General features: G+C 72.2%; 17 protein-coding genes. 14 read left to right on the top strand and 3 right to left on the bottom strand.

Going from position 1 to position 16951, the window contains the following annotated elements; genetic code table 11:
* Positions 1 to 41: 41 nt before the first annotated feature.
* The 5 genes from ruvX (at position 42) to BFV98_RS08440 (ending at position 4354) form a co-directional block, all read left to right on the top strand.
* Positions 42 to 503 carry a Holliday junction resolvase RuvX gene (gene ruvX, locus BFV98_RS08460; protein ID WP_013285494.1) on the top strand — a complete coding sequence of 154 codons (462 nt, stop codon included), beginning with the start codon at positions 42 to 44 and terminating at the stop codon, positions 501 to 503.
* A complete protein-coding gene (gene mltG / locus BFV98_RS08455; protein WP_013285495.1) occupies positions 500 to 1699 on the top strand; it encodes an endolytic transglycosylase MltG in 1200 nt (399 codons plus the stop codon). Before ruvX ends, mltG begins: the two co-directional genes overlap by 4 nt.
* Positions 1699 to 2511 (top strand): shikimate dehydrogenase, encoded by an 813-nt coding sequence (locus BFV98_RS08450; protein WP_013285496.1) that lies wholly within the window; start codon positions 1699 to 1701, stop codon positions 2509 to 2511. The genes mltG and BFV98_RS08450 overlap by 1 nt, the downstream gene beginning before the upstream one ends.
* Positions 2512 to 2669: 158 nt before the next feature.
* A complete protein-coding gene (gene aroC / locus BFV98_RS08445) occupies positions 2670 to 3848 on the top strand; it encodes a chorismate synthase (protein WP_071098791.1) in 1179 nt (392 codons plus the stop codon).
* Complete coding sequence (locus BFV98_RS08440) at positions 3845 to 4354, top strand: shikimate kinase (protein WP_013285498.1); 510 nt, start codon at positions 3845 to 3847, stop codon at positions 4352 to 4354. Before aroC ends, BFV98_RS08440 begins: the two co-directional genes overlap by 4 nt.
* 215 nt (positions 4355 to 4569) lie before the next feature.
* Here BFV98_RS08440 and BFV98_RS08435 read toward each other — a convergent pair whose 3' ends face one another.
* Positions 4570 to 5370 (bottom strand): cytochrome c oxidase assembly protein, encoded by an 801-nt coding sequence (locus tag BFV98_RS08435; RefSeq protein WP_071095747.1) that lies wholly within the window; start codon positions 5368 to 5370, stop codon positions 4570 to 4572.
* Positions 5367 to 5909, bottom strand: a complete 543-nt coding sequence (locus tag BFV98_RS08430; protein WP_013285500.1) for a DUF2243 domain-containing protein — start codon at positions 5907 to 5909, stop codon at positions 5367 to 5369. Before BFV98_RS08430 ends, BFV98_RS08435 begins: the two co-directional genes overlap by 4 nt.
* A 92-nt stretch (positions 5910 to 6001) precedes the next feature.
* On the opposite strand from BFV98_RS08430, the gene aroB reads away from it, so the two are divergent.
* The 4 genes from aroB to nusB all read left to right on the top strand — a co-directional run bounded on the left by aroB (position 6002) and on the right by nusB (position 8593).
* A complete protein-coding gene (gene aroB / locus BFV98_RS08425) occupies positions 6002 to 7078 on the top strand; it encodes a 3-dehydroquinate synthase (protein WP_013285501.1) in 1077 nt (358 codons plus the stop codon).
* The gene (aroQ, locus tag BFV98_RS08420; protein ID WP_013285502.1) at positions 7075 to 7515 is read left to right on the top strand and encodes a type II 3-dehydroquinate dehydratase; all 441 of its coding nucleotides are present in this window, start codon (positions 7075 to 7077) and stop codon (positions 7513 to 7515) included. The genes aroB and aroQ overlap by 4 nt, the downstream gene beginning before the upstream one ends.
* 86 nt (positions 7516 to 7601) lie before the next feature.
* Positions 7602 to 8159, top strand: a complete 558-nt coding sequence (efp, locus tag BFV98_RS08415; protein ID WP_013285503.1) for an elongation factor P — start codon at positions 7602 to 7604, stop codon at positions 8157 to 8159.
* A 23-nt stretch (positions 8160 to 8182) separates the two neighbouring features.
* Positions 8183 to 8593 (top strand): transcription antitermination factor NusB, encoded by a 411-nt coding sequence (gene nusB, locus BFV98_RS08410; protein WP_174361785.1) that lies wholly within the window; start codon positions 8183 to 8185, stop codon positions 8591 to 8593.
* A 62-nt stretch (positions 8594 to 8655) separates the two neighbouring features.
* Here nusB and BFV98_RS08405 read toward each other — a convergent pair whose 3' ends face one another.
* Entirely contained in the window at positions 8656 to 9144 is a 489-nt protein-coding gene (locus tag BFV98_RS08405; protein ID WP_013285505.1) for a transcriptional regulator, read from the bottom strand.
* A 286-nt stretch (positions 9145 to 9430) separates the two neighbouring features.
* On the opposite strand from BFV98_RS08405, the gene pyrR reads away from it, so the two are divergent.
* The 5 genes from pyrR to carB all read left to right on the top strand — a co-directional run bounded on the left by pyrR (position 9431) and on the right by carB (position 16825).
* On the top strand, positions 9431 to 10015 hold the full coding sequence (gene pyrR, locus BFV98_RS08400; RefSeq protein ID WP_071095745.1) for a bifunctional pyr operon transcriptional regulator/uracil phosphoribosyltransferase PyrR: 585 nt from the start codon (positions 9431 to 9433) through the stop codon (positions 10013 to 10015).
* A complete protein-coding gene (locus BFV98_RS08395) occupies positions 10012 to 10938 on the top strand; it encodes an aspartate carbamoyltransferase catalytic subunit (protein WP_013285507.1) in 927 nt (308 codons plus the stop codon). The genes pyrR and BFV98_RS08395 overlap by 4 nt, the downstream gene beginning before the upstream one ends.
* Entirely contained in the window at positions 10935 to 12251 is a 1317-nt protein-coding gene (locus BFV98_RS08390) for a dihydroorotase (protein WP_071095743.1), read from the top strand. The genes BFV98_RS08395 and BFV98_RS08390 overlap by 4 nt, the downstream gene beginning before the upstream one ends.
* Before the next feature lie 61 nt (positions 12252 to 12312).
* The gene (gene carA, locus BFV98_RS08385) at positions 12313 to 13485 is read left to right on the top strand and encodes a glutamine-hydrolyzing carbamoyl-phosphate synthase small subunit (protein WP_176921756.1); all 1173 of its coding nucleotides are present in this window, start codon (positions 12313 to 12315) and stop codon (positions 13483 to 13485) included.
* Entirely contained in the window at positions 13478 to 16825 is a 3348-nt protein-coding gene (gene carB / locus BFV98_RS08380; RefSeq protein WP_071095739.1) for a carbamoyl-phosphate synthase large subunit, read from the top strand. Before carA ends, carB begins: the two co-directional genes overlap by 8 nt.
* Positions 16826 to 16951: the final 126 nt, after the last annotated feature.

Raw genomic sequence — 16951 nt, 5'->3', positions numbered from 1 at the left:
CCGGTCCGCCCTGGCCCGTACCGGCGGGGAGGTGTCCGCCCGTGAGTGAGGTGTCCCGTGGCGTCCGGCTGGGTGTCGACGTCGGCCAGGTCCGGGTGGGGGTGGCGCGCTGTGATCCGCACGGCATCCTCGCCACGCCCCTGGTGACGCTGGCCCGTGATCTGACCGCGGAACCGGACGCGGTGCCCGCCGACATGGCCGAGCTGGTCCGGCTCGCCGCCGAGCACGAGGCGGTGGGGATCGTGGTCGGGCTGCCGGTCAATCTCGCCGGGAAGCACGGCCCCGCGGCGCTGAACGTATCAGCATATGCCAGCCGATTGGCTGATGTAATGAGGCCGATTCCGGTGACGCTGACGGACGAGAGGATGTCTACCGTCGTCGCGAGTCGTAGGCTGGCCGAACGGGGCGTCCGGGGAAAGCGCCAACGAGCGGTGGTCGACCAGGCCGCCGCGGTGGAGATTCTGCAGAGCTGGCTGGACGCACAGCGGAGGCGGACGCAATGATCGACGATCTTGATCTGGGGTTCGACGAGCCGGACAGGGGGGAGAAGGGCCGGCACCGGCGCGGCGCGGTGCGCCGTCGCCAGGGCAAGTCCGGCGGCGGCCGGGGCAAGACCCTTCTCGCACTCGCTCTCGCGCTGGTCCTGCTGGGCGGCATCGGCGGCGGCGCGTTCTACGGCTTCGACCGGGTCCAGAACTACTTCGTCACACCCGACTACGACGGCTCCGGCACCGGCGAGGTGACCGTCGAGATCAAGCAGGGCGCGCTGATCGCCGACATGGCCGACGCGCTCGTCGCGGCCGACGTGGTGAAGAGCACCAAGGCGTTCATCGAGGCCGCCGAGGAGAACTCGCGCAGCAAGAACATCCAGCCCGGCACGTACAAGATGCGCAAGCAGATGAGCGGTGACGCGGCGGTCGTGGCCCTGCTGGACCTCAAGAACAAGATCGTCAACGGGATCACCATTCCCGAGGGCCTCACCGCGAAGACGGTCTACAAGCGGCTCTCCGAGAAGACCGACATCCCGGTCAAGGACTTCGAGGCCGCGGCGAAGGATCCGGAGGCGCTCGGCGTACCGGACTGGTGGTTCAAGCGTTCCGACGGCAAGAAGGTCAACCCGTCGATCGAGGGCTTCCTGTTCCCGGACACCTACGAGATCCCACCGAAGGCCACCGCCGAGACGGTGCTCAAGCTGATGGTGGACAACTTCCTCACCGTCACCTCCGGCATGCAGTACGCGGAGAAGGTGCAGAAAGATCGCGGCGGCATCACCCCGTACGAGGCGCTGATCGTCGCCTCGCTCGCGCAGGCCGAGGCCGGCAACAAGGCCGACCTGGGCAAGGTCGCCCGGGTGGCCTACAACCGGGTCTACGGCGAGTTCCCCTGCAACTGCCTCGAGATGGACGTCACGGTCAACTACTACCTGGAGCTGACCGGGCAGAAGACCAAGGCGTCCAAGGACATGACCGCCGCCGAGCTGGACAACCCGAAGAACCCGTACAACCGCAAGCTGCGCGGGCTGGTCCCCTCGCCGATCAACAACCCCGGCAAGGAGGCGCTGGAAGGCGCGCTGAGCCCGCCGGACGGCAAGTGGCTCTACTTCGTGGCGATCAGCAGGGACGGCCGCTCCGCGTTCGCCGAGACCTACGCCGAGCAGAAGCGCAACGAGCAGAAGGCCAGGGAGGCCGGGATCATCTGATGGCCGATCCCCGCCGCGCCGCCGTGGTCGGCAGGCCGATCGCCCACTCGCTCTCCCCGGTGATCCACACCGCCGGGTACGCGGCGGCCGGGCTGACCGGCTGGTCGTACACCCGGATCGAAGCCGGCGCCGACGAGCTGCCCGGCCTGGTCGCGGGCCTCGGCCCCGAATGGGCCGGGCTGTCGGTGACCATGCCGGGCAAGGAGGTGGCGCTCGCGCTGGCCGACGAGGTCTCGCCGGCCGCCGCCGCCGTCGGCGCCGCCAACACGCTGGTACGCCGACAAGACGGCACTTGGTACGCGGACAACACCGACGTCACCGGCATGGTCGAGGTGCTCACCGGCGCCGGCTGCGTGGCCGGGGCGGTCGTCACCGTGCTCGGTGCGGGTGGCACCGCCCGGGCGGCCATCGCGGCGGCGGCCCGGATCGGGGCGGCCGAGGTGACTGTGGTGGCCCGCCGCCCGGAGGCGGTCGACGAGCTGCGCCCGGTCGCGGCGGCGGCCGGGGTGCCGCTCGCTGGCGCCGAGTGGGACGGCGCACCCTCCCACGCCCGCGCCGACCTGGTGATCTCCACAGTGCCCAAGGGCGTCGCCGACCCCCTGGCTGACAACTTCGACTGGCGGCCGGAGTCGGTCTTCTTCGACGTGGTCTACGACCCGTGGCCCACGCCGCTCGCGGCGGCGGCGCTCGCCGCCGGGTGCCGGGTGGTCTCCGGGCTGGACCTGCTGCTGGCCCAGGCGTTCGGCCAGTTCGAGCACTTCACCGGCGTCACCGCCCCACGCACCGCGATGCGCGCCGCGCTGCCGGTGTAAGGAAGGGCCCCTTCTTAACGCCTCCGGTAGAGGAAGGGTCCCCTGTTAACACCTCACCCGTCGGGCGGCGGACCAGCGTACGGAGGTGGCCTGTCCGGTTGGCGGGACGCGGCGGGCGGCGTACGCCGGTGACCACCGGGCGTGACAGACTGACCGTCGTGTTGCGCTGGCTGACTGCAGGTGAATCGCACGGACCCGCCCTCGTCGCGATGCTGGAGGGCGTACCCGCCGGCATCGAGGTGACCACCGGGGAGATCTCCGGCGAGCTGGCCCGGCGCCGGCTCGGCTACGGCCGGGGTGCCCGGATGTCGTTCGAGCAGGACGAGGTCGAGATCATCGGCGGGCTCCGGCACGGGGTGACGCTCGGCAGCCCGGTGGCGATCCGGGTCGGCAACTCCGAGTGGCCCAAGTGGCGCACAGTGATGGCCGCCGACCCGGTCGACCCGGAGGAGCTGGCGAGCCAGGCCCGCAACGCGCCGCTGACCCGTCCCCGCCCGGGTCATGCCGACCTGGCCGGCATGCAGAAGTACGGGCACACCGACGCCCGGCCGATCCTGGAGCGCGCCAGCGCCCGGGAGACCGCCGCCCGGGTCGCGGTGGGCACCGTCGCCAAGGCGCTCGTACGCCAGGCGCTCGGCGTCGAGATCGTCTCCCACGTGGTCGAGCTGGGCCCGGTGGCGGTCAAGCCGGGGCTGCGCCCCACGCCGGAGGACGCCGCGCGCCTCGACGCCGACCCGCTGCGCTGCCTCGACGCCGAGGCAAGCGCCCGGATGGTCGCCGAGGTCGACGCCGCGAAGAAGGCCGCCGACACGCTCGGCGGCGTGGTCGAGGTGCTCGCGTACGGGGTGCCGCCGGGCCTGGGCAGCCACGTGCAGTGGGACCGCAAGCTCGACGCCCGCCTCGCGACCGCGCTCATGTCGATCCAGGCGATCAAGGGCGTGGAGATCGGCGACGGCTGGCAGCAGGCCCGCTCGCGCGGTTCGGAGGCGCACGACGAGATCGTGCCCACCGCCACCGGGGTGCGGCGGATCACCGACCGGGCCGGTGGCCTGGAGGGCGGCATCACCACGGGTGAGCCGCTTCGGGTGAAGGCGGCCATGAAGCCGATCTCGTCGCTGAACCGGGCGCTCGCCACCATCGACGTGACCACCGGCGAGCCGGCCACCGCGATCAACCAGCGCTCCGACGTGTGCGCGGTCCCGGCCGCTGCGGTGGTGGCCGAGGCGATGGTCGCGCTGGTGCTGGCCGAGGCGGCGGTGGAGAAGTTCGGCGGCGACTCGATTGCCGAGATGCGCCGCAACCTCAACGGTTACCTCGACAGCCTGGTGATCAAATGAGCACCCGGCCGGTCTGCGTGCTGGTCGGGGCGCCCGGCTCCGGCAAGACCACTGTCGGCACGGCGCTCGCCGAGGCGCTCGGCGTCGACTTCCGGGACACCGACGCCGACATCGAGAACCTCGCCGGCAAGCCCATCCCGGAGATCTTCGTGGACGAGGGCGAGGAGCACTTCCGTACCCTCGAACGGGCCGCCGTGGCGGCGGCGCTCGCGTCGCACGCGGGCGTGCTCGCGGTCGGCGGCGGCGCGGTCCTGGCCGAGGAGAACCGGGCCGCGCTGATCGGCCACACGGTGGTGCACCTGTCGGTGGAGCTGCCCGACGCGGTCAAGCGGGTCGGTCTGGGCGCCGGGCGGCCGCTGCTCGCGCTGAACCCGCGCGCCACGCTCAAGCACCTGATGGACCAGCGCCGCCCGCTCTACGCCGAGGTGGCGACCGCGACTGTGGTCACCGACGGCCGTACCCCGCAGGAGCTGGCCGCGGAGATCGCCGCCCTGCTCAAACCCTGACAACGCCCCGCCCCCGCCGTGTCCGGCTCTCTCGGTGGAACGCCGTGGGTGTCTCGCGGGCGTTGTGACACCCGTGGCGTTCCAGTCGGCGGGGATGCCGCGGATGAGTGGAACGCCGTGGGTGTCTCCCGAGCGTTGTGGCACCCGCGGCGTTCCAGTCGGCGTGGAGGACGCCGCTGGGTGGAACGCCATGGGCGGGTGAGAAGGCGCGCCGGTCAGGCGTTGGCCGCAGCGGCCCTGGCCGTCCGGCGTCCGGCGCGGCGGCGCCGGGCCGGTTCGGGCCGCCAGGTGGCGAGCAGCGCGAGCGCCAGCGCGATCTCGGCCAGGTCACCCAGGTAGTACATGAGCGTGGCCCCGGCCCGCAGCTCGGCGGCGGTGGCCGGCACGTCCACGAACAGCCCGGCGTAGAGCAACTGGGCGATGGTGGCGTGCGCGGCCACCCCGACCCCGATCACCACCAGCCGCACCGGTACGCGCGGGCGGTGCGGTCCCGGGTCCGGCCCGGCGATCGACCAGGCGAACAGGCAGCCGCTCAGCAGGAAGTGCAGGTTCACCAGCGTGTGCAGGGCCGGGCTGTCCAAGGTGGCCCGGTACAGCGGGGTGAGGTAGAGCAGCCAGAGCCCGCCCGCGGTGAGCAGCAGGCCGGTCACCGGGTGGCCGAGCACCCGCGCTACCGGATGCCGCAGCAGGTGGACCAGGGCCCGGCCGGTACGCCGGTCCAGCGTGCGCAGCAGCAGCGTGACCGGTGCGCCGAGCACCAGCGCCAGCGGCGCGAGCATGCCGATCAGCAGGTGCTGCCACATGTGCCCGACGAAGTCGCCGGCCGGCCACAGCAGCCCGGCCACCAGCAGCAGCGCGCCCAGACCGAAGCTCGCCGTGCGGGCGTGCGGCCAGCCCGGCCCGCCCGGGTCGCGCAGCCGCAGCGCGGCGGCCAGGTACGCCCAGGACATCGCCACCGGGATCAGCGCGGTCACCGGGAAGCCACCGTCGGCATGCCCGGCGTGGGCCGCTGTCACCGGCGCTCCGGCGGGCAGAGGTCCACCGCGCGGGCCCGGCGCTGGATCGCCCAGCCCGCAGCGATCAGCACCACGCCGAGGGCGAGGAACCCGAGGTCCCACCAGAGCTGGTTCGGGCCGCCGCGGACGTGGTGGATGCCGAGCAGGTGGTGGTCGACGATGCCCTCGACCAGGTTGAACAGGCCCCAGCCGATCAGCGCCCAGCCCCACAGCATCGGCGAGCGCCACAGCCGGCCCCGCGAGTGGGTGACCCGGGAGTAGAGCAGGGCCAGACCGGTCAGCACCGCCACCCAGGTGACCACGTGGAACAGGCCGTCCCAGAGCGTGTTCATCTGCAACCCGGGCACGGTGTCCACCGGGTACTCACGCACGCCGATCCGGTCGCTGCCGGTGCTGCTGAGCATGTGGTGCCACTGGAGGACCTGGTGCAGGACGATGCCGTCGACGAAGCCGCCCAGCCCGACGCCGAGGATCGTGGCGGGCAGCCGGATGCTCGTCGCGGACTCCGGTCGGGTCGCGTGTGCCCTCGTCTCGCTCATTCCGGCCGCCCTACCCGCGGTGCGGCCGGTCAAACACCCAGGGAGTGGACAGTCGCCGCGCGGGGGCGGCGCGCTGGACTAGGCTGCCCGCGATGGACGAGGTGACCCGGATCCCGGTCGGCGGCGAGCGGCCGTACGACGTGCTCGTGGGACGTGACCTGCTGAACCCGCCGCCCCGGCTGCTGCCGGGCGCCGAGCGGGTGGCCTTCCTGCACGCGCCGCCGCTCAAGGCACTCGCCGACCGGCTCGCCGACGGTGTCCGCGAGGGCGGCGTGACGCCGCTGCTGATCGAGGTGCCGGACGCGGAGGCGGGCAAGCACGTCGACGTGGCGGCGGCCTGCTGGGACCGGCTCGGCGACGCCGGGTTCACCCGTACCGACGCGGTGGTCGGGGTGGGCGGCGGCGCGGTCACCGACCTGGCCGGGTTCGTCGCTGCCACCTGGCTGCGCGGCGTGCGCTGGGTGCCGGTCGCCACGTCGCTGCTCGGCATGGTCGACGCCGCAGTGGGCGGCAAGACCGGCATCAACACCGCCGCCGGCAAGAACCTGGTCGGCGCGTTCCACCCGCCGGCCGGCGTGCTGGCCGACCTGGCGACTCTGGACAGCCTGCCCCCGGCCGACCTGGCCGCCGGGATGGCCGAGGTGGTCAAGTGCGGTTTCATCGCCGACCCGGTCATCCTCGACCTGGTCGAGGACGACCCGGCCGCCGCGCTGGACCCGGCCGGGCCGGTGCTGCGGGAACTGGTCGAACGCGCGGTCCGCGTGAAGGCCGGCGTGGTCGCCGGGGACCTGCGCGAATCCGGGGTACGCGAGGTGCTCAACTACGGGCACACGCTGGCGCACGCGATCGAGAAGGTGGAGGGCTACCGCTGGCGGCACGGTCACGCGGTGGCGGTCGGCCTGGTGTACGCCGCCACGCTGGCCCGGCTCGCCGGCCGGCTCGACGCGGCCGACGCCGAGCGGCACCGCCGGGTGCTGGCCGCGCTCGACCTGCCCACCGGCTACCGGGCCGACGCCTGGCCGGAGCTGCTCGCCGCGATGCGGGTGGACAAGAAGGCCCGGGGCAGCCGGCTGCGGTTCGTGGTGCTCGACGGGCTCGCCCGCCCGGCGATCATGGAGGCGCTGCCGGACGACCTGCTCGCCGCCGCGTACGCGGAGATCAGCTCGTGAGGGTGTACGTGCTCAACGGGCCGAACCTGGGCCGGCTCGGCACCCGCCAGGTCGACGTGTACGGGGTGACCAGCTACGCCCAGCTCGTGGCCGACTGTGAACGGCACGGCCGGGAGCTGGGCCTGGACGTGGTGGTCCGGCAGACCGACGCCGAGCACGAGATGCTCGCCTGGCTGCACGAGGCGGCCGACGAGGCGGCGGCGGTGGTGCTGAACCCCGCGGCCTGGTCGCACTACTCGATCGCGGTCCGGGACGCCTGCGCCATGCTGCGCGGCCCCCTGGTCGAGGTGCACATCTCCAACATCCACGCCCGGGAGGAGTTCCGGCACCACTCGGTGGTCTCCGCGGTGGCCACCGGCGTGATCTGCGGCCTGGGCGTGGACGGCTACCGGCTGGCGCTGCACCACCTGGCCGCCCGGCTCGCCGCAGGAGCCTGAGCCGGTCCGTTCCGTGGCGCGAGTCCGATTCGACAGAGCGAGTAGACTTGGCCGGTCTGTCCGCCAATTGATGATCAAGGCAGGAAATGGCCACCACCAACGACCTGAAGAACGGCCTGGTACTCAACCTGGACGGCGAGCTGTGGGCCGTCGTCGAGTTCCAGCACGTCAAGCCCGGTAAGGGTGGTGCCTTCGTGCGCACCACGCTGAAGAACGTGCTGTCCGGCAAGGTGGTCGACAAGACCTTCAACGCGGGCACCAAGGTCGAGACCGCGACCGTGGACAAGCGCACCATGCAGTACCTGTACGCCGACGGCGAGGACTACGTCTTCATGGATCTGGAGACGTTCGACCAGATCACCGTCCCCGGCGGCACCGTCGGCGAGGCCGCCAACTACCTCCTCCCCGAGGCCGAGGCGACCGTCGCCACCCACGAGAGCGTGCCGCTGTACATCGAGCTGCCGACCTCGGTCGTGCTCGAGGTCACCTACACCGAGCCGGGCCTGCAGGGCGACCGCTCGACCGGCGGCAACAAGCCGGCCACCGTCGAGACCGGCGCGACCGTGCAGGTGCCGCTGTTCATCACCACCGGTGAGAAGATCAAGGTCGACACCCGCGACGGCCGTTACCTCGGCCGAGCCTGATGGCCGAGGGCCCCAAGCAGCAGATGCCGGCGCGCCGCAAGGCGCGCAAGCGGGCGCTGGACGTGCTCTTCGAGGCCGACCTGCGGGACCGCCCGCCGGTCGAGGTGCTCGCCGGTTACCTGGAACGGATCGAGCAGCCGCGCCCCGACCACCTCGGCTACGCGGTCGGGCTGGTCGAGGGCGTGGCGGCGCACCTCGACCGGATCGACGAGACGATCGCCAGCTACGCCGAGGGGTGGACGCTGGAGCGCATGCCGGTGGTCGACCGCAACCTGGCCCGGATCGCCGTGTACGAGCTGCTCTACGTCGACGAGATCGACGACGCGGTGGCGATCAGCGAGGCCGTGGAGCTGGCCCGGCAGATGTCGACCGACGACTCGCCCCGCTTCCTCAACGGCATCCTCGGCCGGATCGCCGAGTACGCCACGCGCTGACGCGCCGCAACGACGAAGGGCCCGTGCCGACCGGCACGGGCCCTTTCGTCGTACGGGGGATGTCAGGACGCGAAGAACGCCCGCGGGTCGGCGACCAGCACGCCGTGCTCGGTCAGCCGCTCGATCAGGCCCGACGGCGAGGCGTCGTAGACGATCGCGAGGGCGCGCAGGTCGTCGGCGCGGATCGAGAGCACCCGGCCGTTGTAGTCGCCGCGCTGCTGCTGGATGGCGCGCGCGTAGCGGGCCACGTACGCGAGGTCCTCGGAGGCCTCGTCGTAGAGCCGCTCCAGGTCCAGGACGATCTTGCTGGTGGGCTCGTGACGCACCCCGCTGCCGTCGGGCAGCAGCTCCGAGACGGGAACGCGGTAGAAGTCGGCCAGCTCCGCCAGGCGGGACACGGTGACGGCGCGGTCGCCGCGCTCGTACGAGCCGACCACCACGGCCTTCCACCGCCCGTTCGACTTCTCCTCCACCCCCTGCAGGGACAGGCCCTGCTGCTGGCGGATGGAGCGCAGGCGGGCGCCCAGCGACTTGGCGTATTCAGAGGGCATTCGGACACTCCCAGTGCTGTTCGGGTTCCCCGAGCTATCGCTACGGAGCGTGACGGTACGGGGATTGCGACATGTGGTCAAGTGTTGCCGTCCACCGGGTCCGGCACCCACGTGTGGCTTGTCCCCATTTCTCCGGGCTGACCAGCAGGTCAGGACCGGCGGCGGGCAGCCCGGTGACCGCTGGTAACGTGGCGTGAAGCCCCGGTCCGGGCCCCGCGCGGGCCTGCCGGAGCAGACCAGACGTCCTTTAACGACCCGTCCCGTGAGGCGGGGAAGGAGGTCCGCCGTGGCCTACCCACCGGCTGCCCACTCGTCGCCGCCGCGACAACCCTCGGTGAAGGTGATCCTCGCCGCAGCGGACGTGTCGCGGGTGGTCGACCGCATCGCCCACCAGATCCTGGAGAAGACCCAGGGCGCCGCCGACACCGTGCTGCTCGGCATCCCCACCCGGGGCGTGCCGCTCGCCCACCGCCTCGCGGCCCGGATCAGCACCTTCGAGGACGTCACAGTCCCGGTCGGCGTGCTCGACATCACGCTCTACCGCGACGACCTGCGCCGGCACGCCACCCGCGCGGTCGGCCCGACCGACCTGCCGCCCGGTGGGATCGACGGCAAGCGGGTGATCCTCGTCGACGACGTGCTGTTCTCCGGCCGCACCGTGCGGGCCGCGCTGGACGCGCTCAGCGACGTCGGCCGGCCGGCGTCCGTGCAGCTCGCGGTCCTCGTCGACCGCGGCCACCGCCAGCTGCCGATCCGCGCCGACTACGTCGGCAAGAACATCCCCACCGCGCTGGCCGAGAACGTCAAGGTCACCCTCGCCGAGACCGACGGCAGTGACGAGGTACGGCTGTACGGAGGATCCCTCTCATGATCCGGCACCTGCTCTCCGGCGCCGATCTGGACGCCGGCACCGCCACCCTGGTCCTGGACACCGCCGCGGAGATGGCGACGGTGGCCGGCCGCGAGGTCAAGAAGCTGCCCGCGCTGCGCGGGCGCACCGTGGTCAACCTCTTCTACGAGGACTCCACCCGCACCCGGATCTCGTTCGAGGCGGCCGCCAAGCGGCTCAGCGCCGACGTGATCAACTTCTCCGCCAAGGGCTCCAGCGTGGCCAAGGGGGAGAGCCTGAAGGACACCGCGCTCACGCTCCAGGCGATGGGCGCGGACGCGGTCGTCGTCCGGCACCCCGCCTCCGGCGCGCCGCACCGGCTCGCCGAGTGGGTGGACGGATCGGTGGTCAACGCCGGTGACGGCACCCACGAGCACCCCACCCAGGCGCTGCTCGACGCGTACACGATGCGGTCCCGGCTGGGCCGCCTCGACGGCCTGCACGTGGCGATCGTCGGCGACGTGCTGCACTCCCGGGTGGCCCGCTCCAACGTGCTGCTGCTGTCCACCCTCGGCGCGAAGGTGACACTGGTCGGCCCGCCCACCCTCATCCCGGTCGACATCGCCGCCGCCCTGGCCACCGGCACCGACGTCTGTTACGACCTCGACGCCGTTCTCCCAGATGTGGACGTGGTGATGATGCTGCGGGTGCAGCGCGAGCGGATGGGTGACTCCTACTTCCCGTCGGCCCGCGAGTACGCCCGACGCTACGGGCTCGACGGGCCGCGCATGCGCCGGCTGCCCGAGCACGCGATCGTCATGCACCCCGGCCCGATGAACCGGGGCATGGAGATCACGCCCGAGGTGGCCGACTCGCCCCGCTCCACCATCGTCGAACAGGTCGCCAACGGGGTCTCCGTGCGGATGGCCGTGCTCTACCTGCTGCTCGGAGGGAACAACCGGTGACCGCGTACCTCATCACAGGCGTCAGCATCGTCGGCGGCGAGCCGACCGACCTGCTCATCCGCGACGGCGTGGTGGCCGGGACGGGCCGCGGGCTCGCCGCGGACGACGCCACAGTCATCGACGCGTCCGGCCTGGTCGCGCTGCCCGGCCTGGTCGACCTGCACACCCACCTGCGCGAGCCCGGCCGGGAGGACGCCGAGACGGTCGAGTCCGGCTCCCGGGCGGCGGCACTCGGCGGCTACACGGCGGTGTGCGCGATGGCGAACACCTCCCCGGTGGCCGACACCGCGGGCGTGGTGGAGCAGGTCTGGCGGCTCGGCCGGGAGGCCGGCCTGGTCGACGTGCAGCCGATCGGCGCGGTCACCGTCGGGCTGGCCGGCGAGCGCCTGGCCGAGCTGGGCGCGATGGCCGACTCGGCCGCCGGGGTGCGGATCTTCTCCGACGACGGGCACTGCGTGTCGGACCCGCGGCTGATGCGCCGGGCGCTGGAGTACGTCAAGGCGTTCGACGGCGTGATCGCCCAGCACGCCGAGGAGCCCCGGCTGACCGAGGGCGCGCAGATGCACGAGGGCGAGGTGTCCACCCGCCTCGGCCTGACCGGCTGGCCGGCCGTCGCCGAGGAGGCGATCATCGCCCGGGACGTGCTGCTGGCCGAGCACGTCGGCAGCCGGCTGCACGTCTGCCACGTCTCCACCGCCGGCAGCGTCGAGGTGCTGCGTCAGGCCAAGGCGCGCGGGGTACGGGTCACGGCCGAGGTGACGCCGCACCACCTGCTGCTCACGGACGAGGTCGTGAGCGGGAGGAGTGAGCTTGCGAACAACTGGAGCCCAGCGGGCAGCTACGACCCGGTCTTCAAGGTCAACCCGCCGCTGCGCACCGCCACCGACATCGCCGCGCTGCGGGAGGCGCTGGCCGAGGGCGTGATCGACATCATCGCCACCGACCACGCGCCGCACGCCGTGGAGGACAAGGAGTGCGAGTGGGCGTACGCCCGGCCGGGCATGCTCGGCCTGGAGACGGCGCTGTCGATCGCGCTCGACGTGTTCGGCCCCCGCTGGGACCTGATCGCCGAGCGGATGTCCCGCACGCCGGCCCGGATCGCCGGGCTGGCCGGGCACGGCCTCGACCCGGCGCCCGGCGTACCGGCCAACCTGACCCTGGTCGACCCGGCCGCCCGGCGCGTCGTCGAACCGGCGGAGCTGGCCAGTCGCAGTCGCAACACCCCGTACGCCCGCATGACGCTGCCGGGTCGCATCGTGGCGACCTTCCTGCGCGGCGAGCCGACGGTCCTGGACGGAAAGGCTGTCAAGTGAGCGCGAGGAACGCAGCGGAGCGGAGTCCCGCAGTCGCGAACGAAAGGCGGGCCCGGTAATGGTGAAGCGTAGATCGGCGATCCTCGTCCTGGAGGACGGGCGCACGTTCCACGGCGAGGCGTACGGCAGCGTCGGGGAGACCTTCGGCGAGGCCGTCTTCAACACCGGCATGACCGGCTACCAGGAGACGCTCACCGACCCCTCGTACCACCGGCAGGTGGTGGTGCAGACCGCGCCGCACATCGGCAACACCGGCGTCAACGGCGAGGACGACGAGTCCGACCGGATCTGGGTGGCCGGGTACGTGGTGCGCGACCCGGCCCGGATCAGCTCCAACTGGCGGGCCGGCGGCGGCCTGGAGGACCGGCTCGCCGCCGAGGGCGTCGTCGGCATCAGCGGCGTGGACACCCGGGCGCTGACCCGGCACCTGCGCGAGCGCGGCGCGATGCGGGTCGGCATCTCCAGCGTCGAGGACGACCCGGCCGCCCTGCTGGAGCGGGTCCGCCGCTCGCCGCAGATGGTCGGCGCGAACCTGTCCGACGAGGTGACCACCGCCAAGCCGTACGTCGTCGAGGCGCAGGGCGAGCACCGGTTCACGGTGGCGGCTGTGGACCTGGGCATCAAGCGCAACGTGCCGCGCCGGCTCGCCGCCCGCGGCGTCACCACCCACGTCCTGCCCGCCGGGTCGACCATCGAGGACCTGCTCGCCACCGGCGCGGACGCGGTCTTCTTCTCGCCCGGCCCGGGCGACCCGGCGACCGCCGACGGTCCGGTGGCGCTGGCCCGGGAGGTGCTGACCCGGCGGATCCCGCTGTTCGGCATCTGCTTCGGCAGCCAGATCCTCGGCCGGGCGCTCGGCTTCGGCACCTACAAGCTCGGGTACGGCCACCGCGGCATCAACCAGCCGGTGCTCGACCGGGCCACCGGCAAGGTCGAGGTGACCAGCCACAACCACGGCTTCGCGGTGCAGGTGCCGGGCGCCGGGCACGGCGCCGTGGTGCCGGATCAGGTGATCCAGACCGAGTTCGGCGGTGTCCAGGTGTCACACGTCTGCCTCAATGACAACGTGGTCGAGGGGCTGCGGGCCATGGACGTGCCCGCCTTCACCGTCCAGTACCACCCGGAGGCGGCGGCCGGCCCGCACGACGCGGACTACCTCTTCGACCGTTTCGCCGAGTTGATCGAAGGCCGTGGCTTCGACCGGAACCACAGTGAAGGCGGAAAGAATGCCTAAGCGGACCGACCTCAAGCACGTCCTGGTGATCGGCTCCGGGCCGATCGTGATCGGACAGGCCTGCGAGTTCGACTACTCCGGCACCCAGGCCTGCCGCGTGCTGCGCAGCGAGGGGATCCGGGTCAGCCTGGTCAACTCCAACCCGGCGACGATCATGACGGACCCGGAGTTCGCCGACGCCACGTACGTCGAGCCGATCACCCCGGAGTTCGTCGAGCTGGTCATCGCCAAGGAGCGCCCCGACGCGCTGCTGCCGACGCTCGGTGGGCAGACCGCGCTGAACACCGCTGTCGCGCTGCACGAGGCGGGCGTGCTGGAGAAGTACGGCGTCGAGCTGATCGGCGCGAACATCGAGGCGATCAACCGGGGCGAGGACCGGCAGCTGTTCAAGGAGATCGTCGCGAAGGCCGGCGTACGGCTGGGCCTGGACGATCCGTCCGCGCTGGTGCCGCGCTCGCGGGTCTGCCACTCGATGGACGAGGTCCGCGAGACGGTCGCCGAGCTGGGCCTGCCGGTGGTCATCCGGCCGTCGTTCACCATGGGCGGCCTCGGTTCCGGCATGGCGCACACCGACGAGGACCTGGAGCGCATCGCCGGTTCCGGCCTGGCGGCCAGCCCGGTGCACGAGGTGCTCATCGAGGAGAGCGTGCTCGGCTGGAAGGAGTACGAGCTCGAACTGATGCGCGACCGCCACGACAACGTGGTGGTGGTCTGCTCGATCGAGAACGTCGACCCGATGGGTGTGCATACCGGCGACAGCGTCACCGTCGCGCCGTCGATGACGCTCACCGACCGGGAGTACCAGCGGCTGCGTGACCTCGGCATCGCGGTGCTGCGCGAGGTCGGTGTGGACACCGGCGGCTGCAACATCCAGTTCGCGGTGAACCCGGCCGACGGCCGGATCGTCGTGATCGAGATGAATCCGCGGGTGTCGCGCTCCTCGGCGCTGGCGTCGAAGGCCACCGGCTTCCCGATCGCGAAGATCGCCGCGAAGCTCGCCATCGGCTACACGCTCGACGAGATCCCGAACGACATCACGCTGAAGACGCCCGCCGCGTTCGAGCCGACGCTCGACTACGTGGTGGTGAAGATCCCCCGGTTCGCGTTCGAGAAGTTCCCCGGCGCCGACCCGGAGCTGACCACCACGATGAAGTCGGTGGGCGAGGCGATGAGCCTGGGCCGCAACTTCACCGAGGCGCTGAACAAGGCGATGCGCTCGATGGAAACCAAATCATCCGGTTTCTGGACCGTCCCCGACCCTCAGGACGCGACCCGGGAGAACACCCTCGCGGCGCTGCGCACGCCGCACGACGGCCGGCTCTACACGGTCGAGCGGGCGCTGCGTCTCGGCGCGTCGATCGCCGAGGTGTCCGAGGCGTCCGGCGGCATGGACCCGTGGTTCCTGGACCAGATCGCCTCGCTGGTCGAGCTGCGCGCCGAGATCGTGGACGCGCCGGTGCTCGACGCCGCCCTGCTGCGCCGGGCCAAGCGGGCCGGCCTGTCCGACCGGCAGCTCGCCGCGCTGCGTCCCGAGCTGGCCGCCGAGGACGGCGTACGGACCCTGCGGCACCGGCTCGGCGTCCGGCCGGTCTACAAGACGGTGGACACCTGCGCGGCCGAGTTCGAGGCGACCACGCCGTATCACTACTCGACGTACGACTCGGAGACCGAGGTGGCGCCCTCGGCCCGGCCGAAGGTGCTCATCCTGGGCTCCGGGCCGAACCGGATCGGGCAGGGCATCGAGTTCGACTACTCGTGTGTGCACGCCGTCCAGGCCCTCCGGGCCGTGGACTACGAGACCGTCATGGTCAACTGCAACCCGGAGACCGTCTCCACCGACTACGACACCGCCGACCGGCTCTACTTCGAGCCGCTGACGTTCGAGGACGTGCTGGAGGTCTGGCACGCCGAGGACTCCTCCGGCAAGGAGGCGGGCGGCCCCGGCGTCATCGGGGTGATCGTGCAGCTCGGCGGGCAGACCCCGCTGGGCCTGGCGCAGCGGCTCAAGAACGCCGGGGTGCCGATCGTCGGCACCTCCCCGGAGTCGATCCACCTGGCCGAGGAGCGCGGCGCGTTCGGCGCGGTGCTGGCCCGGGCCGGGCTGCGCGCGCCCGCGCACGGCATGGCCACCTCGTACGACGAGGCGAAGGCGATCGCCGACGAGATCGGGTACCCGGTGCTGGTCCGCCCCTCGTACGTGCTCGGCGGGCGCGGCATGGAGATCGTGTACGACGACGCCACGCTGCGCGACTACATCGGCCGGGCCACCGCCATCTCGCCGGACCGGCCGGTGCTGGTGGACCGGTTCCTGGACGACGCCATCGAGATCGACGTGGACGCGCTCGTGGACGCCGACGGCGACGTCTACCTGGGCGGCGTGATGGAGCACATCGAGGAGGCCGGCATCCACTCCGGCGACTCGTCCTGCGCGCTGCCGCCGATCACCCTGGCCGGCTCGCACCTGGCCCAGGTGCGGCACTACACCGAGCAGATCGCCCGCGGCGTCGGGGTGCGCGGCCTGCTCAACGTCCAGTACGCGCTGCAGGGTGACATGCTCTACGTGCTGGAGGCCAATCCGCGCGCCTCCCGGACCGTACCGTTCGTCTCGAAGGCCACTGCGGTGCCGCTGGCGAAGGCGGCGGCCCGGATCGCGCTCGGCGCCACCGTCGCGCAGCTGCGCGCCGAGGGGATGCTGCCGCCCACCGGCGACGGCGGCACCATGCCGGCCGACGCGCCGATCGCGGTCAAGGAGGCGGTGCTGCCGTTCAAGCGGTTCCGCACCCCGTCCGGCAAGGGCATCGACGTGCTGCTCGGCCCGGAGATGAAGTCCACCGGCGAGGTGATGGGCATCGACACCGGCTTCGGTCAGGCGTTCGCCAAGTCGCAGGCCGCCGCGTACGGGTCGCTGCCGACCGCCGGGAAGATCTTCGTCTCGGTCGCCAACCGGGACAAGCGCGGCATGATCTTCCCGATCAAGCGCCTGGCCGACCTGGGCTTCGAGATCGTGGCCACCACCGGCACGGCCGAGGTGCTGCGCCGGCACGGCATCGCCTGCGAGCAGATCCGCAAGCACTACGAGTCGGGTGAGGGCGCGGACGCGGTCTCGCTGATCCTCGGCGGGGACGTGGCGCTGGTGGTGAACACGCCACAGGGTTCCGGGGCGAGCGCCCGTTCCGACGGGTACGAGATCCGCAGCGCGGCGGTGAGCGTGGACATCCCGTGCGTCACCACCGTTCCCGGCGCCGCAGCCGCCGTCATGGGCATCGAGGCCCGCATCCGGGGCGACCTGAAGGTCCGCCCGCTGCAGGATCTCCACGCCGCCCTCCGGGCGGGCGAGTGACCCCGCGCCTCGACGCGCCGATCATGAGGTTGGCGGCGGATACGGAGATCCACATCGCCGTCAACCTCATGATCGACGGGGAAACCGGGCGGGCCGGGCGGGCCGGGGGAGCCGGGCGGGGGGCCG

The organism is Micromonospora sp. WMMB235 (assembly GCF_001855515.1).
Classification (GTDB): domain Bacteria; phylum Actinomycetota; class Actinomycetes; order Mycobacteriales; family Micromonosporaceae; genus Micromonospora; species Micromonospora aurantiaca.
The sequence above is the reverse complement of the archived record's forward strand: the minus strand, read 5'-3'. Positions and strand labels throughout refer to the sequence as shown.

What these genes read in the sequence shown, in the direction of transcription:
- mltG (WP_013285495.1), top strand. Translation starts at nt 500, where the DNA reads ATGATCGACGATCTTGATCTGGGGTTCGACGAGCCGGACAGGGGGGAG.
- BFV98_RS08450 (WP_013285496.1), top strand. Translation starts at nt 1,699, where the DNA reads ATGGCCGATCCCCGCCGCGCCGCCGTGGTCGGCAGGCCGATCGCCCAC.
- BFV98_RS08440 (WP_013285498.1), top strand. Translation starts at nt 3,845, where the DNA reads ATGAGCACCCGGCCGGTCTGCGTGCTGGTCGGGGCGCCCGGCTCCGGC.
- BFV98_RS08430 (WP_013285500.1), bottom strand. Translation starts at nt 5,909, where the DNA reads ATGAGCGAGACGAGGGCACACGCGACCCGACCGGAGTCCGCGACGAGC.
- aroB (WP_013285501.1), top strand. Translation starts at nt 6,002, where the DNA reads ATGGACGAGGTGACCCGGATCCCGGTCGGCGGCGAGCGGCCGTACGAC.
- efp (WP_013285503.1), top strand. Translation starts at nt 7,602, where the DNA reads ATGGCCACCACCAACGACCTGAAGAACGGCCTGGTACTCAACCTGGAC.
- nusB (WP_174361785.1), top strand. Translation starts at nt 8,183, where the DNA reads ATGCCGGCGCGCCGCAAGGCGCGCAAGCGGGCGCTGGACGTGCTCTTC.
- BFV98_RS08405 (WP_013285505.1), bottom strand. Translation starts at nt 9,144, where the DNA reads ATGCCCTCTGAATACGCCAAGTCGCTGGGCGCCCGCCTGCGCTCCATC.
- BFV98_RS08395 (WP_013285507.1), top strand. Translation starts at nt 10,012, where the DNA reads ATGATCCGGCACCTGCTCTCCGGCGCCGATCTGGACGCCGGCACCGCC.
- carB (WP_071095739.1), top strand. Translation starts at nt 13,478, where the DNA reads ATGCCTAAGCGGACCGACCTCAAGCACGTCCTGGTGATCGGCTCCGGG.